This window comes from Phytobacter sp. RSE-02, from assembly GCF_040578655.1.
GTDB classification, from domain to species: Bacteria; Pseudomonadota; Gammaproteobacteria; order Enterobacterales; family Enterobacteriaceae; genus Phytobacter; species Phytobacter diazotrophicus.
Map to the genome: position 1 here is coordinate 627,850 of NZ_JBEULY010000002.1, position 24,751 is coordinate 652,600.

26 protein-coding genes are annotated in these 24,751 nt (G+C 52.6%); 15 read left to right on the top strand and 11 right to left on the bottom strand.

Features of this window, described 5'->3' with window-relative positions; translation table 11 throughout:
• Positions 1 to 166: 166 nt before the first annotated feature.
• The 6 genes from ABU190_RS06535 (at position 167) to ABU190_RS06560 (ending at position 3,531) form a co-directional block, all read left to right on the top strand.
• Positions 167 to 973 carry a MipA/OmpV family protein gene (locus ABU190_RS06535; protein WP_354690772.1) on the top strand — a complete coding sequence of 269 codons (807 nt, stop codon included), beginning with the start codon at positions 167 to 169 and terminating at the stop codon, positions 971 to 973.
• Between the two features lie 11 nt (positions 974 to 984).
• Entirely contained in the window at positions 985 to 2,100 is a 1,116-nt protein-coding gene (locus ABU190_RS06540; RefSeq protein ID WP_354690773.1) for a serine hydrolase domain-containing protein, read from the top strand.
• Complete coding sequence (locus ABU190_RS06545) at positions 2,087 to 2,434, top strand: hypothetical protein (RefSeq protein WP_071194867.1); 348 nt, start codon at positions 2,087 to 2,089, stop codon at positions 2,432 to 2,434. Before ABU190_RS06540 ends, ABU190_RS06545 begins: the two co-directional genes overlap by 14 nt.
• Before the next feature lie 25 nt (positions 2,435 to 2,459).
• The gene (locus ABU190_RS06550) at positions 2,460 to 2,993 is read left to right on the top strand and encodes a DUF2975 domain-containing protein (RefSeq protein ID WP_354690774.1); all 534 of its coding nucleotides are present in this window, start codon (positions 2,460 to 2,462) and stop codon (positions 2,991 to 2,993) included.
• A 2-nt stretch (positions 2,994 to 2,995) separates the two neighbouring features.
• Positions 2,996 to 3,232 carry a helix-turn-helix transcriptional regulator gene (locus tag ABU190_RS06555; RefSeq protein WP_039079320.1) on the top strand — a complete coding sequence of 79 codons (237 nt, stop codon included), beginning with the start codon at positions 2,996 to 2,998 and terminating at the stop codon, positions 3,230 to 3,232.
• A 128-nt stretch (positions 3,233 to 3,360) separates the two neighbouring features.
• The gene (locus tag ABU190_RS06560) at positions 3,361 to 3,531 is read left to right on the top strand and encodes a hypothetical protein (RefSeq protein ID WP_354690775.1); all 171 of its coding nucleotides are present in this window, start codon (positions 3,361 to 3,363) and stop codon (positions 3,529 to 3,531) included.
• A 306-nt stretch (positions 3,532 to 3,837) separates the two neighbouring features.
• Here ABU190_RS06560 and ABU190_RS06565 read toward each other — a convergent pair whose 3' ends face one another.
• Genes ABU190_RS06565 through ABU190_RS06575 form a run of 3 tightly spaced genes read right to left on the bottom strand, consistent with a single transcriptional unit; the run spans position 3,838 to position 6,387 of the window.
• Positions 3,838 to 4,275, bottom strand: a complete 438-nt coding sequence (locus ABU190_RS06565; RefSeq protein ID WP_354690776.1) for a hypothetical protein — start codon at positions 4,273 to 4,275, stop codon at positions 3,838 to 3,840.
• Between the two features lie 46 nt (positions 4,276 to 4,321).
• Entirely contained in the window at positions 4,322 to 5,710 is a 1,389-nt protein-coding gene (locus ABU190_RS06570; protein WP_354690777.1) for a HAMP domain-containing sensor histidine kinase, read from the bottom strand.
• Positions 5,710 to 6,387 (bottom strand): response regulator transcription factor, encoded by a 678-nt coding sequence (locus ABU190_RS06575; protein ID WP_354690778.1) that lies wholly within the window; start codon positions 6,385 to 6,387, stop codon positions 5,710 to 5,712. Before ABU190_RS06575 ends, ABU190_RS06570 begins: the two co-directional genes overlap by 1 nt.
• Before the next feature lie 205 nt (positions 6,388 to 6,592).
• Between ABU190_RS06575 and ABU190_RS06580 the strand changes: the two genes are divergently transcribed.
• Positions 6,593 to 7,429 (top strand): MipA/OmpV family protein, encoded by an 837-nt coding sequence (locus ABU190_RS06580; RefSeq protein ID WP_354690779.1) that lies wholly within the window; start codon positions 6,593 to 6,595, stop codon positions 7,427 to 7,429.
• A 167-nt stretch (positions 7,430 to 7,596) separates the two neighbouring features.
• On the opposite strand, the gene ABU190_RS06585 is transcribed toward ABU190_RS06580, so the two are convergent.
• Complete coding sequence (locus tag ABU190_RS06585) at positions 7,597 to 8,508, bottom strand: NmrA/HSCARG family protein (protein ID WP_354690780.1); 912 nt, start codon at positions 8,506 to 8,508, stop codon at positions 7,597 to 7,599.
• A gap of 129 nt (positions 8,509 to 8,637) precedes the next feature.
• On the opposite strand from ABU190_RS06585, the gene ABU190_RS06590 reads away from it, so the two are divergent.
• Positions 8,638 to 9,063 (top strand): helix-turn-helix domain-containing protein, encoded by a 426-nt coding sequence (locus ABU190_RS06590; protein ID WP_354690781.1) that lies wholly within the window; start codon positions 8,638 to 8,640, stop codon positions 9,061 to 9,063.
• An 87-nt stretch (positions 9,064 to 9,150) separates the two neighbouring features.
• Here the strand turns inward: ABU190_RS06590 and ABU190_RS06595 are convergent, their stop codons facing one another.
• Positions 9,151 to 10,329 carry a CocE/NonD family hydrolase gene (locus tag ABU190_RS06595; RefSeq protein ID WP_354690782.1) on the bottom strand — a complete coding sequence of 393 codons (1,179 nt, stop codon included), beginning with the start codon at positions 10,327 to 10,329 and terminating at the stop codon, positions 9,151 to 9,153.
• A 332-nt stretch (positions 10,330 to 10,661) separates the two neighbouring features.
• Here ABU190_RS06595 and ABU190_RS06600 point away from each other — a divergent pair, with 332 nt between their 5' ends.
• A complete protein-coding gene (locus ABU190_RS06600) occupies positions 10,662 to 11,108 on the top strand; it encodes a hypothetical protein (RefSeq protein WP_354690783.1) in 447 nt (148 codons plus the stop codon).
• Between the two features lie 280 nt (positions 11,109 to 11,388).
• On the opposite strand, the gene attM is transcribed toward ABU190_RS06600, so the two are convergent.
• Positions 11,389 to 12,183: an N-acyl homoserine lactonase AttM gene (attM, locus tag ABU190_RS06605; protein WP_354690817.1), complete on the bottom strand. Its 795-nt coding sequence runs from the start codon at positions 12,181 to 12,183 to the stop codon at positions 11,389 to 11,391.
• 159 nt (positions 12,184 to 12,342) lie between these two features.
• Here attM and ABU190_RS06610 point away from each other — a divergent pair, with 159 nt between their 5' ends.
• Positions 12,343 to 13,236, top strand: a complete 894-nt coding sequence (locus ABU190_RS06610; protein ID WP_354690784.1) for a LysR family transcriptional regulator — start codon at positions 12,343 to 12,345, stop codon at positions 13,234 to 13,236.
• Between the two features lie 99 nt (positions 13,237 to 13,335).
• Here the strand turns inward: ABU190_RS06610 and ABU190_RS06615 are convergent, their stop codons facing one another.
• Positions 13,336 to 13,851 carry a GNAT family N-acetyltransferase gene (locus ABU190_RS06615; RefSeq protein ID WP_354690785.1) on the bottom strand — a complete coding sequence of 172 codons (516 nt, stop codon included), beginning with the start codon at positions 13,849 to 13,851 and terminating at the stop codon, positions 13,336 to 13,338.
• Positions 13,852 to 13,991: 140 nt separating this feature from the next.
• On the opposite strand from ABU190_RS06615, the gene ABU190_RS06620 reads away from it, so the two are divergent.
• Positions 13,992 to 14,144 (top strand): glyoxalase superfamily protein, encoded by a 153-nt coding sequence (locus tag ABU190_RS06620; RefSeq protein ID WP_354690818.1) that lies wholly within the window; start codon positions 13,992 to 13,994, stop codon positions 14,142 to 14,144.
• An 88-nt stretch (positions 14,145 to 14,232) separates the two neighbouring features.
• Here the strand turns inward: ABU190_RS06620 and ABU190_RS06625 are convergent, their stop codons facing one another.
• On the bottom strand, positions 14,233 to 15,414 hold the full coding sequence (locus ABU190_RS06625; protein WP_354690786.1) for an MFS transporter: 1,182 nt from the start codon (positions 15,412 to 15,414) through the stop codon (positions 14,233 to 14,235).
• A 250-nt stretch (positions 15,415 to 15,664) separates the two neighbouring features.
• Between ABU190_RS06625 and ABU190_RS06630 the strand changes: the two genes are divergently transcribed.
• Positions 15,665 to 16,558, top strand: coding sequence for a LysR family transcriptional regulator (locus ABU190_RS06630; protein ID WP_354690787.1), 894 nt, complete (start codon positions 15,665 to 15,667; stop codon positions 16,556 to 16,558).
• 129 nt (positions 16,559 to 16,687) lie between these two features.
• The gene (locus tag ABU190_RS06635; protein WP_169039497.1) at positions 16,688 to 17,170 is read left to right on the top strand and encodes an RES domain-containing protein; all 483 of its coding nucleotides are present in this window, start codon (positions 16,688 to 16,690) and stop codon (positions 17,168 to 17,170) included.
• Positions 17,171 to 17,304: 134 nt separating this feature from the next.
• Here ABU190_RS06635 and ABU190_RS06640 read toward each other — a convergent pair whose 3' ends face one another.
• Positions 17,305 to 18,177 carry an N-acetylmuramic acid 6-phosphate etherase gene (locus ABU190_RS06640; protein WP_354690819.1) on the bottom strand — a complete coding sequence of 291 codons (873 nt, stop codon included), beginning with the start codon at positions 18,175 to 18,177 and terminating at the stop codon, positions 17,305 to 17,307.
• 218 nt (positions 18,178 to 18,395) lie between these two features.
• Between ABU190_RS06640 and ABU190_RS06645 the strand changes: the two genes are divergently transcribed.
• The gene (locus ABU190_RS06645) at positions 18,396 to 19,973 is read left to right on the top strand and encodes a sensor histidine kinase (protein ID WP_107224363.1); all 1,578 of its coding nucleotides are present in this window, start codon (positions 18,396 to 18,398) and stop codon (positions 19,971 to 19,973) included.
• The gene (gene dcuR, locus ABU190_RS06650) at positions 19,970 to 20,689 is read left to right on the top strand and encodes a two-component system response regulator DcuR (protein ID WP_354690788.1); all 720 of its coding nucleotides are present in this window, start codon (positions 19,970 to 19,972) and stop codon (positions 20,687 to 20,689) included. The genes ABU190_RS06645 and dcuR overlap by 4 nt, the downstream gene beginning before the upstream one ends.
• Here dcuR and ABU190_RS06655 read toward each other — a convergent pair.
• Positions 20,670 to 21,638 carry an FAD:protein FMN transferase gene (locus ABU190_RS06655; RefSeq protein ID WP_079496627.1) on the bottom strand — a complete coding sequence of 323 codons (969 nt, stop codon included), beginning with the start codon at positions 21,636 to 21,638 and terminating at the stop codon, positions 20,670 to 20,672. The two genes, dcuR and ABU190_RS06655, sit on opposite strands and share 20 nt — an antisense overlap.
• Positions 21,639 to 21,681: 43 nt before the next feature.
• Positions 21,682 to 24,465 (bottom strand): flavocytochrome c, encoded by a 2,784-nt coding sequence (locus ABU190_RS06660; RefSeq protein WP_354690789.1) that lies wholly within the window; start codon positions 24,463 to 24,465, stop codon positions 21,682 to 21,684.
• Between the last annotated feature and the right edge of the window lie 286 nt (positions 24,466 to 24,751).

Consider the following 24,751-nt stretch of genomic DNA (forward strand, 5'->3'; position numbering starts at 1 on the left):
CTGTCACAATAAATTTCTTACCTGTACACCGTGGCATCGCCATTTCCTGAAATCATCTTTCCGCTCAGTTTACTTAAAATAAAACAATAAAAATTTATTGTAAAACGATAAACTCCAGGCTAGCCTGCACACACTTCAACCTACCGTTTGCCAGGAGAGGCATCGAATGAAAAGAAGTCTGCAATATGGCGTTTCGCTTGCGGGAATCATGCTTTGTGTTCCTTTACACAGCGCGGATCTGTCCGGGTACGCGGGTCTCGGCGTTGCAGTCAGCCCCGTCTATTCGGGGTCACAGCACGCTGCGCCAGGTCCGTTACTCAAAGGTGGCGTAAGCCTCAAGAGTGATGGCTGGGGATATTGGGATCTGTCTACAGACGGTCTGGCATGGACGCTGCCAGCGGATTCCCCATTTGCCGTGAGCCTGCTGTTAACACCGGATGAGGGGCGAAAAGAGGTGTTCAACTACCCATTTTCCGGCAGAAAAAACCGTGACTTGCAAGGGATGGGAGACCTTTCCGACATCCTCATGGCGGGTGCGGAATTGCGGTATCAACGTGAGGGCTGGATGGTATGGTTGCGCGCATTAAGTGCAACACAAAAGCACCGATACGGGGGCGAAACGCAGGATCCGGGCATGACGTTAAACAGTGGCGTGAAGGCAACGCTATGGCACTGGCGGGATGTCGATTTTTCGGTCGCTGGCGATATCACCTGGGCGAACGGCGGTTATCAGCAGCGCCATTACGGTGTCACCACAAGCCAGGCGCAACGCACTAATTTTTCTGTCTATCGCCCGTCATCGGGTTTCCAGCTTGGTGGAGTGTCTACCGGGCTGGTCTGGCACATTAGCGAAAACGTAGCCGCAGGGGTGAGTGGTCGCGCGGCATACTTGTTTGATGAGGCGGGTAAGAGTCCGTTGGTCAAAAGCCGAATGCAGTACACCCTGTCATCACTGATTCAGTATGAATTCTGAGGCGGACAACAATGAAGAAGCACTCTGTGCGCAGTCGTACGCGGTTGTTAGCCGCCGGTACTGCTTTTGTGTCGCTGATAGCGGCGGGGATCTACCTGCAACCCGGATTTAGTTCACCGTCTTTGCATCAGACGGGAGATGCAACGGTAGCTTCGTTTTTAACCCCTTTGCTGAAAGGATCAAGAGGCAGCGTTGCCGCCGCCTTCATCACCCCGCGAGGCGTACAATATGCGCTGTGGAACAGTGATTATGCAAAACAGTATGAAATTGCCAGCCTGACCAAAACCATGACCAGCAGCCTGCTGATTGAAGCGCAGCGACGCGGCGAAGCAACGGCACAAACCCGTGTAGGCGAACTCGTCCCGGAAATCACTGGCCCGGCGAGCGAGATAACACTTGAGCAACTGGCATCACATCGCTCTGGCCTGCCGCCGCTGGCGACATCATTACGACAGAAAATTCAGGTGATTAAGGCCATCATCCTGCGTGACACTTTCTGGAATTACGATGACGAGACATTAATAGAGATGGTGAACACCACCCGCGTTGAAAAACCCGCCGAGTTTGATTACTCCAATACCGGCTATGCCCTGCTGGGATTGGCGCTGGCGCGCGCATCACATCAATCTTTTGCCACGTTGTTGCACACACGGGTTTTTGCGCAAGCGCAAATGAAAAGCTCCGTCATCGCAGACGATTCGACACCCGTCACCCCCGCATTCAGCCACGGCTGGTCAGTTTCCGGATTCAGCGAAGCGCCGTGGGTATTGCACGCATTTACCCCCGCCGCGGGAGTACGATCGACCATTGTCGATATGGCAAATTATGCGCAGGCGTTACTGGCAGGAAAACTCGCAGGAAGCGAAGCGATGCCGCCGCGATTTGCCACTGACGATCCCGATTCACGGATTGGTTATGCCTGGTTTACAACCCGCATACATGGGCGCGATATCACCTGGCATGACGGCGAGTCCTCGGGGTTTGCCAGCGCTATCGCCCTGGATCCGCAGCGTAAAAGCGCCGTGGTTATCCTCTCCGACACCGGATGGCCGGTGATTGGTCCGGCTGTCCGGCTGTTACTCACCCAGCCATCTTCTGAAACAGAGGCACACCGTGAACTGGATTGATATTCTCTGGGCAATACTCGCCTTTGCTTCGACCATGTTGTTTGTGTGCGGAAACTGGGCTTCGCATTACAAACTTCGCTTAGTCAATTATATCCTGACCGTTGGCATTATTATTTACTGCGTGGAGATGATGCAGACAATAACGCACCTCAGTAAGCCGGGTTACTTATTCAGAATGCTGACCTGGGCGATTCAGGCATCATATATCGCTTTTGGTGTCTACCGCGTATGGCCAAACCCCTGGCTAAAACGCGGCGCTAAAGGTCTGAACGCCAGCAAGATTGCTATCGCGCTGATGCTTATGTCATGCTTTAGCATACTGGTCTTAAAATAGTGCGTATTATTCAGGAAGGTTCAATGTGAAAGGTGCGAGAAATAAAATCAGCCTGGCGCTCATCACAGGCGTGCTACCGCTATTTCTCATCCTGGCGGTAATTACGCCGCTGTGGATGTACTTCACGGGTTCGTCGTTTTTTATTTCCAGTATGCTCAGGTTCGCCGAGATTCAGGGCGATAATTTGCCAACCACGACGGTATCGTCACTTAACCAGCTACTTTTGCTGGTGATTCTCTATTTCCCGACGGGGCTGTTTGCTTTTGCTATCTGGCAAGGTATGAAAGTCACGCAACTGGTACGCCAAAAACAGATCCTCACTCAGGCGCTGGCGCAAAGTGTACGTAAAATTGCGATAGTGATGCTAAGTCTTGGGATCGTCCTGCCAGTGTGCCGCTTTTTGATCCCTCTGGTCGTCTGGTGGCCGGAACATTTCTACCAGGTCACCCTGCTGATTGGCGATATTGTTCTGCTATTAGCGGGCGGTTTGCTGCTTGTGACGTTTCACTCCCTGGTCGAGGGGATCAGAGCGGAAGAAGAAAATAAGGAGTTTATCTGATTATGGCTGTCGTGGTTCATCTGGACAAAGTGTTGGTAGAGAAGAAAATGACGTCCAGAGCGCTGGCAGCCTTTGTGGGTATCACCGAGCAGAATCTCTCGCTGCTCAAGTCCGGGAAGGTTAAAGGCATTCGGTTTGATACGCTGGCAAAAATCTGTGAGGCGCTGCAGTGTCAGCCCGGCGATATTATTTCCTGGGAGCCGGATAGCCCACCAGCCGCACCGGATGACGCACTCTGACTGGCTCACTGAAAGTGAAGCATTCAGACTTTCAATCATGTCTTTCCCGAACTTTATTACCCAGAATCTTTTATTCTACGTCAACGAGAGAGAATGACCTACTACCTGGATGACTGCCTGGAGATGCCATGACCCAAGATTCTGCTGCTAAATTCGACGCCACTCGCGCAGGGGAATACGCACAACAAAGCCGGATTGCGCTGGCCGGATATGATGCCTGCCACGAACTTTCTGCATGTATGCTCGCTGCCGTGCTGGGCGAAGCGAAAGGGCGCAGAGCCACCCCGGTCAGAAGATGATGTCTTTGCCTTACTCTTTGGCGCCGGATTTGAGGCCCCGATTCGCTTCTTTTCCAGTCTGTTCTGGGGTGCCTGGCTGGCCCGGCGTATGTCAGCGGAGAAATGAGCGAGAAGCGGATATTCTGCGGGTATTTTTCTTCTTCCTGAAATACCAGCATAGGCAAAATCTGTTTTCATTAACCGGGCACATCTTGCGATCCTGATATTGCTGGCGGGGTTAATCCGTTGAGTTTAAATAAGTCAACACAGCATGACGACCCGCCACGCCATCTGAGAACAAGCCTGAATCTCTACAAGCGTGTTGAGCTAACACGTTTTATCCCCGCCGGTCCAGCGCTTGATATCACCTATTTTTGGCGACCGGATCCCCACACTCAGGATGTTCTTAGTGGTATATAAGCTGACCTTCGCGTTATCGCTACCCTGGCTTTCCACCTGAATAAGCGTGTTGTTAATCAACAGCCCATCCGCAAGGAACTTTGGGTTGATCTCACCTTCTTTGTGCTCCGCGTCAAACTCACTTAATACGATAACCGGATTGCCTGAATAGGCCTCATATTCCAGGCACTGCCTTGCCATGTGCCGTAAGGTTCGATAGGTATCGGAGGGCCCCGTCTGGCTGGTAAAACTGCCATCAAAAGATGACTGGCTGCTTTTTAAATCACTGACAGTGATGGCGCACCCGCTCATGAAGATTGAAAAGAACAGTATTGCCAGAGACAGGTATTTCACTTTCAACTCCATTGTTCTGGTAGAGGCCCTCCGCCAGGCAGGGAGCAGATGTAGTGTTTCAGGCATCCCTGGGGGTTGGGAAATCAATCGTCACCATCAGTCCACCTTCTGCAGATGTACTGAGGCTTACGCTGCTGTTGTGTTGCTGGGCAACCGCCTTGACGATGGCCAGGCCCAGGCCGCTTCCGCTTTGCATCTGCCTGGGATCGCGAAAAAATCGATCAAATACGCGCTCCCTCAATTCAACGGGAATACCGGGGCCGGCGTCTGAGACACGTAACTGTGTGGATTCATCGCGTGTTCGGACCTCTACCTCAACCCGTCCGCCCTGCGGGCTGTACTTCACGGCATTTTCAATGACGTTGTCGATAAGCGACATCAGGCGTTCCCTGACGCCGGTCACCCAGGTTTCGTCATGGGAGTAAAACTCAAGCTCAATCCCGCGTTCAGCAGCCAGCGGTGACAACGCCGCCATACGCTCTTGTATGAGCGTCGTCAGCGGCACAGGCGCCATTACCGTGTCAATGCGCGCTTCACTGTGCATCAGCAATAGCAATTGATTAACGAGACGCGCCGCACGGCTATTGCTGCGAATAATCCCTGCCAGCAACTCCTGTTGCCTGTCGCTGCTGACATAGGACTGCAACGCTTCAACATTGATACGCATCGCCGCGAGCGGCGTACGTAACTCGTGAGCGGCATCGGCAATAAATACCCGTTCCCGTTCCGTGCTTTCCCGCACCCTGGCAAGAAAGACATTGATCGCGTCAACCATCCGGCGAAGCTCCTTGTGCTTTGGCACTTCTTTTAAGGGCGAGAGATCGTCTGACGGTCGTAAGGAAACTTCATTAACCACTTTGTTCCACGGGCGCATTGCAATACGGATGGATAACCACGCTGGAAACAAAAGAAAAGGAATGCACACCAGCAGCGGCAATATGTAGTAGCCACGCGAGTTCAGATAAAAAAAGAAATTCCAGCCTGCGGCAGGGGTAACAAGCGTTACCTCCACGTCAGCGTTGTCTGACCTGAGCGTACGGCCACTCCAGACGCGCCCTTCGCTCTGAATACGCTGAATCTCCCCAAACCGGGTATTTATCACCCCTGTCGGCGCGCCAGCCGATGAATAAATGAGTGCTTTATTCTTGCGAACAATCAGGCTGATTGAGAGCTCAGGATCTTCACCGCCGCCATAACCTTCCCGCAACGCCTTGCTGAACGCGTCAAGCACGACGGTGCGCTCCTGCGGTCGCTCGTCCATACTCTGAACCAGGGTAAAAACGGCGTCGTAGGTCTTACTGCCCGTGAGTATCGAGGGGCTGCGCAAGTCCTCCCACAAAACGAAGGTCAGAAATAGAGACCAAAGCAGTGTAAGCAGGAGCATCTGAGCGACCATAATTCGCCGCACGAGCGTTGGGGTTCTCAGTTGTCGCCAGAAATTTCGCATCAACCTTCCCCTTTCTGGATCGACACGGTATCAATGACATACCCTACGCCCCTCACCGTTCGCACATAGCCTTCGCCAATTTTGCGACGCAAATTGCCCATATGCACATCGAGCGCGTTGCTCATATTTTCTTTTGAGCCGAATACCCTCTCTTCCAGAAACCTGCGTGTCAGCACGCGATCGGTGCGCAACATTAAAATTTCAAGCAGCGCGTATTCACTGGCCGTCAATTCAATATGACGTTCGCTCACTGTCACGCGTCGGGTAGGCACATGAAGCGTTACCCCCCGAATCTCTATCACCTCATTTTGAAAACCGTAACTGCGGCGCGCAAGCGCCCTCACCCTGGCCAACAATTCGGCCAGAACAAAAGGTTTGACGAGATAGTCGTCTGCACCGGCATCCAGCCCGCTCAGGCGATCCTGCAGCGTGCCTCGCGCAGTGAGGATGATGACGGGGATCCCTTTGAGCTGCTGACGCATGTACGTCATCAGGCTCATGCCATCACCGTCGGGCAGCCCAAGGTCAAGCAACACGAGTTCCGGCACGCAGGCATCGATCTGATGCAGCGCATCCTCTTTGCGGCGAACCCATATGACATCAAACCCTTGATCTGCAAGGGCGATACGCACACCGTTGCCCAGATCCAGGTCGTCTTCGATTAGGAGAATTTTCACAATGGTTACTGTATCAACAGTGAATGAAGATCGTCTGAAGAAAAGACGGTAGCAGGAAATCCATCAGGTTTGCAGCACTGGCACTTGCTTCAGCATTTCTTCATTTTTGGCTCATGAGAACTTTAGGGTAAGCATTCACACTGAGCATTCTGGCGATTAACAACCGTTTGTCTTGTAATCAGTTGAATCCACAAGGACTTCTTTAATGAAAAACAGAAACCTGCATCCTGAGTCCCCCTGTTCATTTCCGTGCCGCAGCCTGAAAAAAATGGTGCCGGGTGTTGTCCTGGCATTACTGACCACCCCGGTACTGGCGGCGGAACAGAAACAGAGCAACGAATTGACCCTGGGTGGAGGCGTGGATGTTGCGCCCTACTATTCGGGTTCGGATAAAAGTCGTGTCACCACTGCCCTGGTAGTTGATTACGCTATGGCAAATGGCTTCTTCGTCAGCACCACGCGCGGTCTCGGTTACGGCAACAACATCGGCAAATTTAATTACAGCGCAGCGCTGAGCTACCGTGCAGGCCGTAAAGATCGTGACGTGGACAGCGACTCGATAAACGGCGGCAGCGACTATTTGCGCGGTATGGGCGATATCAAAGGTTCAGCTATCGGTGTGCCGACGCTGGGGTATGAGGTGACCGACTGGCTTAATGTGCAATTGCAGGCTGAGGTGCCCCTTTCTGAGCGAGACAATGGTACGGCCTTGCATTTCGGCATTGTCAGCCCGCTCTATAAGTCATCGGGCAATGCCGTGACGCTGGCGCTAACCGGCAGTTGGGGGACGAGCAAGTATATGCAGACATACTACGGGGTAAGCGCATCGCAGTCGGCCGCATCGGGCTTTACGCGATATGATGCCGGTTCCGGCATTTATGCCTGGTCCACGACTATTGACTGGACGTATAAGATTAATCAGGACTGGAGCGTGATTACCGAAGCGGGCTTTACGCAATTAACGGGGGATGCACGTAATAGCCCCATTGTTCAGCGAAAAACATCGCCCACCGGAAGCCTGAAGGTGACATACCGTTTCTGATTGCTGTTCGCGGTGCGTTTCCGGCAAACTTATGGCTATGCAATCTCAATGAATTCCTTTCGCGCCGTCCCGGCTCAGATGGCGGGGGGCGCGACGTCGGATGTGCCGTTAGCAAAGGCCGCGCTGGAATAACGTGGCCGGTGAGCCAGAGCGTTGTCGATAAAGGTTTATCGTAGCGCGATTTCAGCCTGTGGGGCGTTAAGTGCGGCCTGAAAGTGTTGTTTTCCTGGTCCCGCAAGCCATTGATCCAATTTCATCATTTCACCGAACATCTTTTCCAGTGCCGGAATATCAGCAACGCCCGCAACAATGCTATTGTCTACCAGTTCGGTAAGCCGACGAAGGAAGCTGTTTTGTGTTAATAGTGCGTCGGGAAAGCGCTGATAGTGGATGTTGAAACCTGCGGCGTTTGAGAAAGCACGCTCCAGATCCTCCCCTGTCAGCGTCTGGCTGGAGATTTCCAGCACTTTTCCGGCGAACAGTTGCGGGTTACACAGAATGCGGGCATTGATACGCCCGAGATCGTCCAGCGTGATCATTTGCATCGGCTGGTTACGCTGCATGAAGAAGGAGAAATTCCCGGTGTTCAACCCCATACCGGGCAGCATCAGCATTTCAATAAAGCTGGCCGGACGCGTGATCGTCCAGCAAAGTGGCAAAGAGCGGACATAATTTTCTATTTCCGACTTGCTGTCGAAATGCCCCATACCTGTAGGGCCTTTCCCCGCCGCGCCGGACGAAGAATAAACAAGATGGCTGACTCCGGCCGCCAGGGCGCTGTCTGCAATGGCTTTTCCCTGAATGATCTCCTGCTCATCACTTATCTCTCCCTGCGGAGAGCTGGTCTGAACACTGAAAACCCCCATGATGCCCACCATTGCCCGCTCAATGGAAGCCCTGTCAAAAAGATTACCGACGGCAAGCGTGATGCCTGCCGCCATCAATGCCTGCGCCTTTTCGCTATGCGGATCACGCACAAAGGCCCTGACTTCACGGCCCGCCGCCCGTAGCGCATGCGCCACCGCTCCGCCCTGTTGTCCGGTGGCACCAAATACAAGAAATTCTGCTGTTTTGTTCATGAAAGTTCTCGATAGTAACTATTGAAGGTCACAGTATGGAACTATTATGATTTCCTCCACAAGACGGCACATTTTTGGTCCCTGGTTACACAGAAGTAACTATCAGGAGCCTTCAGCGGAGAAAAAGTTATGGCGCGTGAGATTAATGGCAGGCCGATCATTGAAACACCCGACGGACCGAAACTGACGCCGTGTGCCCCGGGAAGTGTGCTGGAAAGGCTGGGTGATAAATGGACCATTCTTGTTATTTCGCTGCTGTTGCTTTCGCCTGATATCCCCCTGCGATTTAGCGCCATCCGACGCGGCATTCCCGATATCTCACAGCGTATGCTGACGTTGACGCTACGCAACCTGGAACGAGATGGTCTCGTTAACCGTTATTATTACCCGGAGCTTCCACCCAGGGTGGAATATCAGCTCACTGACCGTGGTCATTCGATGCTAAAACCCCTCGCCGCATTCACCGACTGGATCAGGGATACATGGCAGGATATTGAGGCGTCCCGAAAAGCCTTCGATGAGGCAGCCGGGAAAAAGACGACACCATCGCGTTAGTTCAGAGTGAAACCTGATTTTTATGCATGACGCAAACAGACTGGTGTCAGCCACGCTGGTCCAGGACCGCGGTTCTTTCAGCATATTTCAGTGTCTTATCTCTGCGGCGTAATTATTGTCGATAGCGTACAGAGTGCATTGAGGTGCCCCTTTCCGTTGTTCCTTTGTACAGATATTAAGCGCCGTTGCGGCAGCTTCCTGACTGTTTCTGGCCCAGTATGCAGCGCCCCAGTCTCCGTCCGGATCGGTAGCAAACGCTTTTTCATATCGCTGCGTTGTTTCATACTCGGAAAAGGCTTTTTTTCCGGCAGCATTGAGGGCTGGCGGTTCAATGAGCTTTACGACGGGAAGCCCGATTATCTCCTGAAACGGCTGATGGTACTGCTCAAGAAAAGTGGCAACGGTATTCCACCAGAAACTCTCCGGCGCAGAATCCATAAAGACATGACCATCCTTCCCATAAGGAGGCATGACGACGAACCGGGCCGGGCTTTTACCCTGCTGATAGGCATTAAACATCTCTCTGCCTGTATCCGGGGGAAACGACTGATCGTTTTCTGCGTACAGCCACAGCGAAGGGATCTTCGCTGCTTTTCCGTATTGCGCATACGATTTCATCAGCCCCGTCTTATCACAGAGAGATTTCCCGTCGATGGCCCCTCTGCCGCCATCAAAATTGATCACTGCCTTTACGCCAGGCGGATTTGTGGCACCCGTTGCGATAACGGCAAATCCACCGGCGGACATACCAACCAGCATTGCATTATCAACGGATGCCCATGAATTCCGGCGCACAGCGTTAAGCGCCGCAACCATATTTTGGATGTCCTGCTCTCCGGCCTGCAGATGAAAGGGCTGAATGCACGAGTGCCCTGCATATTCCGCAGCGCCACTGGACTGGCCATACCCCTGCCGCAGGACGACCACTGCAGCATATCCATGACGTGCAAACGCGATTGCTGTTGAGGAATACCGGTTTGGGTTAAGCGTCCAGCGGTCAAACTCGGCCTTACCAGTAGTTCCATTGGTGATTAACACAACCGGCAAAGGCTTCTTGCTAACCGGACGTGTGACAAAAGCATCAAGTATTGCAGGCTGGCCGTTATTTAACGTGACAGACAGCGTGAGAGGTTCCCTGATAAGCCCGCTTATCTGTTGATATTCGGCCCTGTCCGTTAAAGATTCTGCCTGCCCCGGTAAACTTATGATGAAGCCTGTCAATGGCAAAAAGAAAGAGACTGCGTGGGTTATAAAACGGCTGAGCATCAGAAGATATCCTTATTTGGCCTGGAGATATAGCGCTTTGCAGTTGCGTACTGGCAGGTAAAAACGCTAACGCTGTCAGTCCCTGTATTAATGACTTAAGATCCTTAATCCACCAAGTGAGATGAAGAACATTAACGTAAGTAAACATGTATGAGGTGTGGATTTTCCTCAAAACAGTTATCAAGTTAGATGCTGATTTTAGAACCGCCAAATGGCTATAATAGCAATGGTGCGCTTAAGGCTATTTATTTTAATAGCACGAGTTTTGGTTACATTATCGTTAATGCGGAAAAACTGTTGATTATACTCATTCAGAACAAAGGAAATTATCGATGAATAATGCATCACTGGAGGAAAGAATCTATGCTATAAACTGGAATTCATCCTGTACAGCATATGGACCCGCAAACGATGTTCCTGAGCTATTATTACAATTAGCATCTGACGATCACGAGGCAGCAATGACCGCCAGTCATAAGCTTTGGTGCGGACTCTGTCATCAGCATGTTTCTATGGCGCCAGCGGGATATATTGCCCTTCCATTTATATTAGAGGTTCTTGATAGCGCCGATGAGTTACTTACGGTTGAAATACTCGACATCTTATGGGGATTCGCCCAATGCTGTATAGAGACAGGGCCGCATGCTCCCGACTATTTCGAGCCAACCAGAGAGCGTCTTATCGTCGAACTCCCCCGTTTTTCGTTACTATCCGAACACAGCAATGAATTAATCTCTCAGTTCGCTTCTGAAATAACCAAATCGTTAAGCCAAACATGAAACAGTTATGGTTTGGCTCTGGGACGTTAAAAGGCGCTTAAACACCTTTATATTAATTCCCTACCGCTCGCCCCGTAATTGCCCGACTCGCTGGGTTATTGTTGCAGTGGCTGTTTCAGCCACGGTGTAGTTCTGAGCAATAATCGGCTAAAAGAATTTACGTTTCAACGCTGCACTGAAATTCCTTTTTTCATCAGGGCACCTGTATTATTCCGACATGAGCATATCACATCTGTTCAGGTGGCCAAATTCAATGCACTACTACAGAGCGAGCAATGATTCAACTATACCAGGCGGGAGCAAGCCTGATTTTTTTCCATTCCTCAGGGTCATGACCGGGTATTAATATCGCGTTATATCGCTCGGTAAGCTTTCGCAGCTTGCGGACAGAGTGAGCGACATCAGTGGCGGATGTCATCAGGCCAGGGAGCGCCCTTTCATGGTAATGATCTAAGGTGTAAGCCGCATCAATCGCCAGCGTAAAATATGTACCGCCGGGTAATCTGATGAGAAAAGATTGATGTCCCGGTGAATGCCCTGGTGTGAAAATACACTGCAACGTGCCATCACCGTAAAGGTCATAGTTGTCATCTGATAAGCCATCGAGGAAAAGCCAGTCAAGTTCAGGATGATCGTAATCGTGTCGGCAGTAGGCTCCAGATGTAAACCAGTCAGGAGCAAAGGCATATTCATACTCTCGCCGCTGAACCACATGAGTGGCATGTGGGAAACGGCCAATCGCCCCCGTATGATCGGAGTGTAAATGGGACAGTACCACATAACGGATATCCTCCGGGGCGATGCCAATCCTTTTAAGCTGTTCCAGGCAGCCCTGCTCTTCTGACATCACCGGTTTAAATTGCTCTGTCGCACTTCCCCAATAGGCCAAAGGATCTTTCAATCCTTCTACAGCCAGACCACCGTCAATCAGAGTAAAACCATCCGGATGTGTCAGCAGGAACCAGGGGACAGGAATTTCATAATTCTCTCCCACGCCCTGATTCATCCTTATATGCTGATATTTACACTGCTGCGTTCCTGACTGGAACATGAAAAGCCTGATATCTGACATAATTACCTTCCACCAATAATTCAATGAAATAGATTACTATTTTGCTTAACGCTTACCTGAGCGTTGAGTTTTCATCATTTCGCAGAAGAACAGTAGATACCTGTGTCGAATTACATTTATCGGTAAAACCGATATAATTGCTAAATGGATCTCTTCTCAGCAATGCGCATATTCATCAGGGTCGTTGAGCGGGGCAGCATGTCGGCTGCAGCCCGCGATCTCGGCATTGGCCAACCCGCCGTCAGTGAAAGAATAGATAAACTGGAAGCACACCTTGGTACGCGTTTGCTAAGGCGCAATACGCGGAACATGTCTCTGACACATAGCGGTAATCTGTTTTATGAGCGAAGCAAAGCGGCCATTCAGGCGGCAGAGCACGCGCTTTCCGTGAATGAAGAAAATGAGGGGCTGCAAGGCAAAATCCGTATTGCGGCGCCCTATTCTGCCGGGGAAAGTCTGCTGATGCCTGCACTGTTGCAGCTTCAGAACGAACATCCTGGGCTACAGGTCGATGTCATTTTTAACGACCGCGTTATCGATCCTGTCACGGAGGGGGTGGATTTATCATTGAGGCTCGGAGAGGTCTCAGAAGGTTTTTTTGTCGCCCGTCCACTAGGTAGCGTGCGCAGAGTGTTGCTCGCCTCCCCTGCTTTGCTGGCCAGAATGGGTTATCCAGACTCTCCGGACGCGCTGGCTGGTTATCCATTTGCTGCTGTTTCTGGCGTATTTGCCAGCCATCGCATTCCATTGATCAATGCTGATGCCCAACCCATTAACGTTCCCGTTGATGTTAAATTTCAGTCCACCCACTGGCGCAGTGTCCTCACCTGGTTATTAGCTGGTCATGCCATCGGTGTTTTGCAATTTCCGGTTTGCAAAAACGAAATGGAAAAGGGAATGCTAATCCCCCTTTTAAGCCACTACACGATCCCGCCTTTTAGCGCCTGGCTGCTTCATCCACCGGCGGGCATGATGTCATATGAAACACGCATTTGTGCATCTCTGCTGGAGGGGTATCTCAAAGATTCGCTGCTTGCGTTGATGTGCCAGCAATAGCATCTGCATCTGGCACACACATGCCCGTCGACAGCGCAACCTTGTCTGCTATGAAGAGGAGCGAAATAATATCCGCCTCCCCAGAATGATTAATAACCCTTACTCAGAACGTTGAAGCGTAAGTTCATAAACGACGCAGGGCACATCATAATGCTGTTCTATTGCCTTATACGTCATGCCTAAGCGCTGCATAACGCGATGCGAGGGGATATTGTCAGGATCGGCAACAGCCACCAGATACGTTGTGCCTGTTCGCTCTACCGCGAAAGCTATAATCGCTTTAGCGGCTTCTGTCGCATAACCTTTGCCATGATGTTCCGGGACGAGTCGCCAGCCTATCTCTAATGGCGCGCCATCCACATTTTCCAGGTGCTGGAGGCAGGCGGCCCCAACGATCTCCCCGGACGCTTTTTCTTTAATTACCCACCACGAGTACCCGTATTGCTCCCAACGGGCCTGGACACGTCTGATACCTTCCCAGGTCTCTTCGGGTGTTTTAGCAATACCATGGTTGATATAACGCATCACACGGGTATCGCTATCCATTCTTCTTAAGCCTTCGTAGTGTGAGTCATTATAAGGTTCAAGCGTTAGACGTGCGGTTTCTAAATCCATCTGACATTCCTTTTTACGTAAAGGTTTTGGCTTCGGTGACCTACTCATCCTGAATCAACTTATCATGATGTAAGCAACATCATCTACTCGCACCCAGTGGGCGTCAGATCTGCGGTAAGCAAGACGCGGGCGCTGTATTTATTGCATCTGATATCTATATTGCGTTGTTCAGAAAGGAACTACACGACAAACATTATGGTTACGGTCGCCCGGAAATCATCAAGCAGGATTGGGGAGAAGTTATGGAAGTCCATGATCCCTTTGGCAACCGGCTCCGTTTCTGTCAAAGCTAATTATTAAAGTAAGGGGCGCATCGTCTGTTGCGTCCCTTATGCCATCGCCGCGTTTTTTATCAGTCGTCGAATTTTCCCTGGTGCGTCTTCACGGTTTTTTCAATACCAGTACAAGCATCATACTGCCCACAATAATACCTGCCGCCAGTAACGCCAGCCCCTGAAAACCTGTCACGGCTAACACCTTGCCACCCGCAAGCGCGCCAGTTCCAATTGCTGCGTTAAAAATTGCGACGTAAATGGCTGACGCCGGTTGTGCGGCATCGCCGGCGCTATGAAGCAACCACGTCTGTAACCCGACGAATACTATCGAAATACCCGCTCCCCACAAGGCAAGCAGTATCCCCATTAACCAGAAAGGAAGAGGTGCGACGCTACTCATACCAAGCATACCGAGTGCGAGGGCACTCAAAAGAAGTGACGTGAAAATAAGCGTTTTAAGATGCCGGTCAATCAGTTTACCGGCAATGACATTCCCTGCCAGGCCAGAAAGTCCGAACACCAGCAGCAAACCCGATATGGAAGCCGCCGGTACGCCATGGACCTTCATCAACAGTGGCTCCAGATAGGTGAAGGCCGCGAAATGGGCCGAAATAATGCAGGCTGTTGCACAATACAGGGACATGAGCACCGGGTTTTTGAATAGCCCACAGTAAAGACGCAGCCTTAGTGGCTGAGGCGCCGCCAGTGCGGGAAGCGTCCAGAATAATGCACAGGCGGCAACCAGCGCCAGCAGCGAAATGAGCATAAAGGCATTACGCCATCCGGCCATGCTTGCAATAAAACTAGACAAAGGGACACCCAGAACACTGGCTGCCGAGACGCCGCCAAAAATGATTGAGGTGGCAAGCCCAAGCTTTTGCGCCGGAACAAGCTGCGCGCCCACTATGCCAATCAGTGCCCAGAACGCACCGTGCGCAAGTGCCCCGGCCATGCGCGCACTCATAAATGTGCTCATGGAAGAAGAAAAAGTCGCAGCCATGCAGGACAAAGCAAGAATGAGCATCAGGCCAACAAGCAGAGTTTTGCGGGAAATGCGTGCGGGTATCGCACCAGAGAGCAGCGCGGCGAGCGCACCAACCCAGCCATAGGCGGTCACGACAAGACCCGCGCCGGATGCTGTCTGATTCAAATCCTTTGCTAAGGTACTGAGCATACCAACCGGCGCAAGCTCGCTTGTCACGATTGAAAATGCACTGATCCCAAGTACGGTAACTGCCAGCCAGGTGCGCATCGGCACGAAACTTACGTGTACAGCCGTTTCATTCATAAAATAAATACTCTTAAAAAAGTGGAAATGTGACTGAGGCGTTTTTTGGTAAGTAATTTCAGGCAGCCGCGCCTTTCATTTCTTGAACAGCGCATCGAGGCCCGGCAATGGGGATGGCAGACAGGTTGAGCGATGGCGTTAATGTTGGTTTTTTCATGTTTATCTCCTTATGGGAACGACAGTATTAACTTGTTAAAATCGATAAAACAGACCTGAAAATGGAGAGCCGTTTTCCATAAACGGAAAAACTATGAGTGCCAATTTTAACTGGGACGATACGCGCATTTTTCTGGCCATCGCCCGCGCGGGGACGTTGAGCGGCGCAGCAGAAGCTCTGGAAATGGGCATCGCTACGATTTCAAGAAGGCTGGACAGGCTTGAGCAGTCGCTGTCCATGCCGCTTTTCAGCCGACATCAGAGCGGATACCGGTTAACGGATGATGGTGAAGCGCTACTGGAGCAGGCGGAAGCGCTGGAATACGCGGGGCTCGCTTTTGGTGAGAAAGCTAAACTACAGGGTAATGTTGCAGGGCTTGTCCGGCTGGCAACATCGGACAACCTGGCTACGCATTTCATCCTGCCCTCGCTGGAAGGGCTGATGAACAACTATCCTGAACTGCGGGTGGAAGTGCTCAGCGGCGTGCAGTCAGTTAATCTGCATCGCAGAGATGCCGATTTAGCGATACGCATGGTCAAGCCAGAGAGCGGAAATCTGACGCTAAAACGTCTGGGAACGGTGGGATTTGGCGTATACGGCGCTGAGGCATATCTTAAAAAAGTGTCTGGCGGGCCCGCGGGAGTCACGTTACAAAATGCGCACTATATAGGCTGGCCGGAATCACACCAACACCTGCCTGCGGCGCGCTGGATAACGAGAATGCTTCGCGGCAGGCCATGCAGGCTGGAAGCAAACACGCTCGCGGCACAGGTCTCCGCCGTTTTAGCGGGTCTCGGTTTAGGCGTTTTGCCGCACTTTATGGCAAGGAAAAACGGTCTGCATTGCGTTAATCCCGATCCTGGTGTGGATCAGCCGTTATGGCTGGTGATGCATTCAGACTTAGCCGGGTCACGACGGGTCAGAGTCGTTGCCGACCACTTAATTGCATTATTTGATGAACATAAAGCTCATCTGACGCTGCCATAAGTATTTCGCACTTACCGACCGTTGCCGCTTTTTGTGCTTTCCAGGCATATCCAGCGCTGGCAGGCAAACCAGATGGGTGGCGGGCGCCCGCAGTAGAGGGTATTTCTCAGAAGAGAAGTGAGAGAACGTATGGATCTGACAAATTATTTAACGGATATCGACGGGGTTTTTTACCGGGCCATTGATCCCGCATATCGGCATTTTGCGTTATCGGGTTCCAGAGCGCCAGGCAGGTATTCAGACAGCCATCAACCCACGCTGTACCTCAGTTCCTCGCCAGAAGGGGTAGAAGCGGCCATGCAGTCGCACAGCGGTAACAGAAGTCACAACCTTGAAATCGTCAGGGTTAGTGTTAGCAGCGATAAAATTATTGATCTCAGGAATGCTGAGGCGCTGTGCGCCGCAGGTATTGACCTGAATGATGCCATTGCGCCCTGGCAGGAAATCGTGCGTGAAGGCGGTGTTCCCCGGTCGTGGAATGTGCGTAACCGTCTGACGTCGCTTGGGATAAAGGGGTTAATTGACCCTTCCCGAAAAGCACCGGGACTCTGGCATCTGGTGCTTTTTAGCTGGAATCATGACACGCATTCGCGCGTGTCTCTTCTTGAATGAATTGAAGCGTGCAGCCGTTTCTTTATCATCCGGTCTTGCGCTTCTGAGGCGCGTGGATTTACCCACGCGCCTCAGCTTTTCACGGTTTTACTCCACAACGCAGGCTACATGACCTATGCCGTGTGGCCCGAAACTCACCCTCTCTTCTCTTTCAGCGCCAGGCGCAGATGGCCGTTATTGCGCTGTAGTGCTTCGCTCGCATCCCACGCATCCATGCCGCTGAGCAGCATCAGAATGGCGGTTTTGCACTGCTGATTGCAGCTTGCCAGCGCCGCTTTCGCCTCTTTGCGTGAACAATCACTGGCCGCCATCACGATCGCTATCTGGCGCTCCTGCCATTTATTTTCCGTCGCCGGAATATCCACCCGCAGGTTGCTGTATACCCGGCCGCTGCGGATGGCAAGCGTGGTCGTTAACATGGTCAGAATAGATTGCTGCGCGCGCCGTGCTTTGGGATTCCCGTAACCCGCAACCACTTCCGCGCCCGTTGGCGGCGCAATCACGATATCCCCGAGGCTTGCGGCTTCGCTATGTTGATCGGCAGTAAGTACCGCCACCATTGCGCCGGTCTCGTTGGCCTGGCGCAGCGCGCCCCATACCCACGGCGTTTTACCGCTTAGCGTGAGCGCCAGCAGCACATCATTGTGGTTAAAATTTATCGCCTGTAGGGCACCGATCCCGCCGTCGTAGTCGTCGGCATGCGTGTCATTAACCGCAATGCAACGCACCTGTGTCTGGCTGTCCGGGGCAAAATCATTAATCGCCTGCTGCGCCAGTTCGCCAGAGGCACCGGCCCCGATAATGACAACTCGCCCGCCGCGACTGAATGCCGCCACGGCATGCTCAACCACTCTCGCTACATCAGGCAAACAGTGCGCTACCGCGTCGTGAGCAGCGACATCTTCCTGATGAATGAGTTGCAGGACATCGTCTGTTGAGAGTCTGTCTATCTCCGTTGTCCGGTCATTACGTCGCGCTTTCGCCGCTACCGTTAACAAAGTGCTCATCATTACCTCCTTTTTATTTATCCTGCCCTACTATAAAGCGATTCATATAATTGCCTTGCGAGACGTGTCACGTAACTGAGGGGATAAATTCAAAGGTGACAAGCCGTTAGCCGCTTTGAGATATGCGCCCCTTCGGCGATAATTACCCTCTTTCTGTGAATGATTTTGAGGCCGCAGTGAACGGAAGGCATCCACATCCTGCTTCGCGCAAACGCACCATGAAACTCAGTACCCTGGTTACGCTGATGCTGTGCAGCGTTATTGGCTCGGTGTTACTGGTGGTTTACGCGCTCTATTTTGTCCAGATCGCCAATGTCACCCGGGAAGGGGTGAAGGACACTGCGATGGCCGTTGCACGCACCCTTGCCGATGAACCGGAGATCAAACGCGCGCTCTCGATGCCTGTCGGGAGCCAAACGGTGCAGGACCTTGCCCAGGCGGTACAACGCAGAAACGATCTGCTGTTTGTCGTCGTGACCGATATGGACGGCATCCGTTTATCACATCGCGAGGCCAGTGAAGTTGGCAAACACTTTATTGGTGATGATCTGATCCCCGCCCTGCATGGCCGGGAGAATGTCTCGGTCAACCACGGCGTCCTCGCCGAGGCGCTGCGCGTTTTTACACCGGTATTTGATGCCCGACACCAGCAAATCGGCGTGGTCGCCATCGGTATCTCGCTCAGTAAAGTGGATAAACAGATAAGCCACAGCCGCTGGGGATTGCTGCTCACCATGCTCTTTAGCGCCATGGTCGGCTCGCTTGGCATCTGGGCGCTGGTCCGGGTGCTCAAGCGTATTCTTTTTGGCCTGGAACCTTATGAAATCTCCACCCTGTTTGAACAGCGCCAGGCCATGCTGCAATCGCTCAAAGAGGGGGTTATTGCCGTTGATCGCGAGGGCAATATCACCCTCGCCAACCAGGCCGCGCGCCAGATGTTGCTCAGCACCAATAATCACGGCACCCGCGATATTCGCCACACGCCGCTGTTTGCCGACCTGCAAACCGTGTTGCAAAGCGGACAGCCGCTGTCCGATCAGGAGATCGGCTGCAACGGGCATTTGCTGCTGTGCAACAGTGTGCCCGTGCGCGGCCAGGACGGAGTCATTGGCGCGGTCAGCACATTCAGGGATAAAACCGAAATCAGTCAGCTACTGCAACGTCTCGACGGGATGGTCAATTATGTGGATGCTCTCCGCGCCCACTCCCATGAGTTTATGAACAAGCTGCACGTGATCCTCGGCCTGCTCAACATGAAGCGTTATGACACGCTCGAAGAGTATGTGTTACAGACGGCAGAAGGTTATCAGAACGACATCGGCACCCTGCAGCATCAGATACAGACGCCCGTCGTAGCAGGTTTTCTGCTGGGTAAAATCAATCGTGCCAGAGAAGCCGGGGTTATCCTGACCCTGGCGAATGAATCCCTGGTGCCGGATAACCCCAACCAGCAGCAGGTGACGGCGCTGGTAACCATTCTGGGTAATCTTATTGAAAACGCCCTCGACGCCATGACCGATCAATCCGACGGCGAAATTGGCCTGTTGCTGCACTATCAAAACGGCTGGTTAAGCGCCGAGGTCAGCGACGATGGCCCCGGTATCTCCCCGGAACATATCGATGCTATTTTCCACAAAGGTTACTCAACCAAAGGCGAAAACCGGGGCGTCGGGCTGTTCCTCGCCCGCCAGCAGTGCGAAAATCTCGGTGGCAGCATTACGGTGGAGTCGGAACCTGGCGTATTTACTCAATTTTTTGTACAACTCCCCTGGGACAGTGAGAGGAAGAGCGTGTGATTAATGTATTAATTGTCGATGACGACGCCATGGTGGCGGAGCTGAACCGCGTCTATACCACGCGGCTATCTGGCTTTACCTGCTGCGGTGTCGCTTCCACCCTGCGTCAGGCCGAAAATATGATTAACGACCCGGCGCTGGATATCGATTTGATCCTGCTTGATGTCTATATGCAGCACGATAATGGCCTGTCACTGCTCCCGATCATCCGCGCCAGCGGACGGAAAATCGACGTCATCATGATCTCCTCCGCCTCCGATGCCGCGACCATTCAGACTTCGATGCACTACGGCGTGGTGGATTATTTAATCAAACCGTTCCAGTTTCCGCGTTTTGAAGAAGCCCTGACCCACTGGCAGGAAAAGAAGAAACTGATGAGCGCGCAGCAGTATTACGAACAGGCGGATGTGGACAGGCTGCTCCATGGCGGGCCGCAGGAGGTTGCCGATACCCGACGCTTACCAAAAGGGCTTACTCCGCAGACACTGCGGACCATTTGTCAGTGGATTGATGCCCACCCGGATATCGAGTTTTCGACCGATGAGCTGGCGAGCGCGGTCAATATTTCCCGCGTCTCCTGCCGTAAGTATTTGATGTGGCTTGCGCAGATCGGCATTTTATTTACCACCATCCACTATGGGGTAACAGGGCGCCCGGTCTATCGTTATCGCCTGCTGGAAGAGCAGTACGGATTGCTTAAGCAGTACTGTCAGTAAAGGTGTAGCTATCATCCATTAGCGTAAAACGGACATTACGCGTGGATGAGGCCACCACCCGCCGGTCTTTTGTGACAAAGATTGCCTCGATCTCCGGCTTGTTGCGCAGCGCCTGGCATCCTTGTTCCACCCCCATCCCATAAAGCAGCGTGGTCCAGATATCGCCATCGAGTGAGTCGGTTGAAATCACCGTCACACTGTCGAGTTCGTTGTCGAGCGGGTATCCCGTCGCCGGGTTAAGGATGTGATGATAACGTTTGCCGTCTACCTCAAAGTAGCGCTCGTAGGTTCCCGACGTGACCACCGATTTATCTTGCACATCGATAACCCCCACCAGCGCATCCGCCGTCGAAAACGGCTTTTTCAATCCGATACCCCACCCGCCCTGCGGCGCGCCGAGCGTATGCACATTCCCGCCAAGATTAATCAACGCCTGCGTGACCCCTTCGCGACGCAGGAAATCGCGTACCCGGTCAGCAATATAGCCCTTGGCAATCGCCCCCAGATCGATCTCCATACCCGGACGTGCCAGATAAACCGTGCCTGCGGCCTCGTCCAGCAACACGTTTTGTGGGTCGGTCAGCGCCAGCAATGCAGCCAGTTCCTCAGCGGGCGGTACGGCGTTGTCGTGGCGAAAACCAATCCGCCAGCGCTTGACCAGCGGGCCAATCGCCAGATTAAAGCAGCCGCCCTTGACCAGGCTTGCCGCCTTCGCGCAGGCAATTAATGCAAAGACCGGACGGCTAACCGCCACCGGATGCTGCCCGGCGGCCAGATTGATATCCATCACTTGTGAAGGCGTGCGGTTGACCGTAAACAGATCTTCATAGCGTTTGATCAGGCGAAAGGTATCGGCGGCAAGCGAGGGGTTGTGGCTGAACAGTTTGAGCAGGATCGGCGATCCCATCAGGACGGCGGAGTATGACCAGACACCTTCTTGCTGTTCCATATTCACTCCTAAAAAATGCCCCGGTTTCTGCCGGGGCTTATCATCAGGCCTGCGCTTTCGCCCAGTTTGCCGCATGGTGCCCGGCCAGTGAGCCAAAAATAATGATGTCAGCAACCGCATTACCGCCGATGCGGTTGCTACCGTGGATCCCCCCGGCCACTTCGCCTGCGGCGAACGCCCCCGGAATGACCTGCTGCGCTTTATTCAGCACCGCTGTCTCAGTATTAATGGTTACACCGCCCATCGTATGGTGAACCCCCGGTGCAATGCGGATTGCATGGAACGGCCCTTCATTAATCGGGTTACGCAGTGCGGTGGTACGACCAAAATCGCTGTCATGTTGCTGTTCAACAAAGCCGTTGTAGCGCTCCAGCGTCGCCAGGAAAGCATGATAATCCATCCCCAGTTTCTCCGCTAACTGACGCGGTGAGCTGGCGCTGGTGACAAAGCCGCGGGCGATATACTCATCTGCCGCTTTGTTTTTCGCCCGAACGTGTTCATCAAACACGATGTAAGCGTAGTGTTCCGGCAAGGCAATGATCTGCGCGGAGACTTTGTCGCGGGTTTCCATTTCATTAAAGAAGCGGTTGCCCTGCTGGTTAACGAGGATCGCCCCGCCGCCGCGAATCGATTCGGAAATCAGGTACGAGGTGTTCTGTTCCACCGTCGGGTGGATCTGAATTTCACCCATGTCCACCGTGCCTGCGCCGATATGTTCAAGCAGTGCAATACCGGCACCGGTCGCCCCTTTGTGGTTGGTGGTGACAAAACCGTCAAGATCCGGACGATATTTCACCACCATCTCGCTATTGGCGCTAAAGCCGCCAGTGGCGACAATCACACTTTTCACCGCGATGGTCAGGGTTTCGTTTTCGTCATTGATCAGACGTACCGCGCTCACTTTACCCTGCTCGCAGAGGATCTCTTCAACCGAGGTGTCGAGCATCACGTCGATACCGCGCTTCGTCACATTACGAACCAGACCGCTAATCAGATAACCGCCGACCGCTGAACCGTCTTTCGGACGGTGGGTGCGGTCAATGCTCATACCACCAGTGGTGGTGATGTCGTTAAGCATAATGCCGCGATTCGCCAGCCATTCGATGGCCTGCGGCGCGTGTTCCACGAAGCAACGCAGCAGCTCAGGGTTGTTGCGGTTTTGGCCGCCTTTCAGCGTCTCCTGATAGAAAAGCTCTTTGCTGTCCTGAATGCCTTTCACACGCTGGAAGCGGGTTTCTGCGGCATTCATCCCGGCGGAGGCTTTAATGGTGTTACCGCCAAAGGTTGGCATTTTCTCCACGATCAGCACGCGTGCACCTTCGTCATGCGCCTGGATTGCAGCCGCCAGTCCGGCACCGCCGCTGCCGACCACCACCACATCATAATTTTTCGGCGTGATGTCGTCCGCGCCCTCTTCCTGCGCCAGCGCTTTACCCGATTTCACCATCGCTTTGGAGACGGCTTTTTTCACCGATTCGCTCTGGCTGGTTGCCCCGGAAATCGCATCCACATGCGGGCTGTTGGCGGTCAGAATGCGTGAACGAATCTCATCAAAACTGGTGACAAAATCCACATCATCGCCCGTACCTGACAGCAGTTCGATATCCGCGATACGGTCGGTTTCAAGGCTGATATTGAGCACCAGCTCGCGGGTATCATCCTGTACGGTTTCGGTGTACACGCCCGGTTTGAATTTTTTGTCCGCCATGCTCATGTCGCGGATCATCGCCTCCACCAGCGAAAAGCGCCACAGCGGTTCCGGGATGGTCAACGCTTCGCGCTGGGTGCTGTCGATGAACAGCTCCAGCGTTTCACCCCGCATGATGCGATCCGTCCAGTCCGGATAAGCAATGCAGGCGCGCCCTACGGCAATCAGGTCATAGCCGTGGTCAACCGCGTCCTGTGCGTCAGCCGCGTTCACCACGCCGCCCACTCCCATCACCGGCACCTGGGCCAGGGTTTCGGAACGCAGGGCGACATATTTTTCAATCAGCGGTGTAGGATCGGTGGTCTCAACAATGGAAGGACGCAGCGTTGCACCAACGGAGAAGTGCAGATAATCCAGGCCACGCGCGGCCAGTTTTTCCAGCAGGTACATGGTGTCATCAAAGCGGATACCTGGCACTTCCATCTCTTCCGGCGAGAAGCGGTAACCGATGATAAAGGCGTCATCCGCATACTGGCGGACCATTTTGTGAGTGATCTCCAGCACCGCCAGCGGGAATTTCGCGCGGTTGTCGCGGCTACCGCCCCACTCGTCATCACGCTGGTTGGAGTTTGGCGAATAGAACTGCTGAATGAGATAGGTGTTCGCGCCGTGTAACTCGACGCCATCAAAACCCGCGAGAATGGCGCGGCGTACGGCGTCACCGAACTTCGCGACCATCTCTTCCACTTCCTGAGTCGTCAGGGCGACCGGGGTAGCCGCGCCGTCACGCGGTGCAGCCAGCGCGCTTGGGCCAACCGGCGTGCGACCACCGATCAGTTTCGGGTCGACCATGCGGCCGCCGTGGTAAATCTGCAGGATAGCTTTCGATCCTTTGGATTTAATGGCGTCAGCAATTTTCGCCAGCCCCGCCACTTTTGCATCGTTATCAATCCCGATGGCGCCAGGGAATGCGAGGCCCAGGCTGTCAACAAAGCAGCATTCAACAATCACCGCCCCGATAGCCCCGGCACGCTCACGGTAGTACTCGATAAGCTCGCTGCTGACCGTACCGTCAAAATAGCCTGTGCAGGTGGTCATAGGTGCCATCAGCAGACGATTTTTAAGCTCGGTACCATTCGGTAGTGTAAAGGGGGTGAGAATTTGCGAGTAATGGCTCATAAATAAACTCCAAACTTTAAAAGTGAAATTTGAGAATTCTTATCGGACATTATTTTCGTTGTCGTTTTTGCCGAATACATGTCTTTAATATAATAATTTCTTTAGTTTCTTAATTGCTTACTTTAGTTAAAAAACTATTTAATACACTCAATAACATCGCTAACTCAAAGGTGTTATTATTTAAATAAAATAGAATTAACATTTGCGCTAACAAATATAACTTACAAGTTACTAACAAGTAAGTACTACAGGCTGAAATAAAAGAAATTAAATACAATTAAATCAA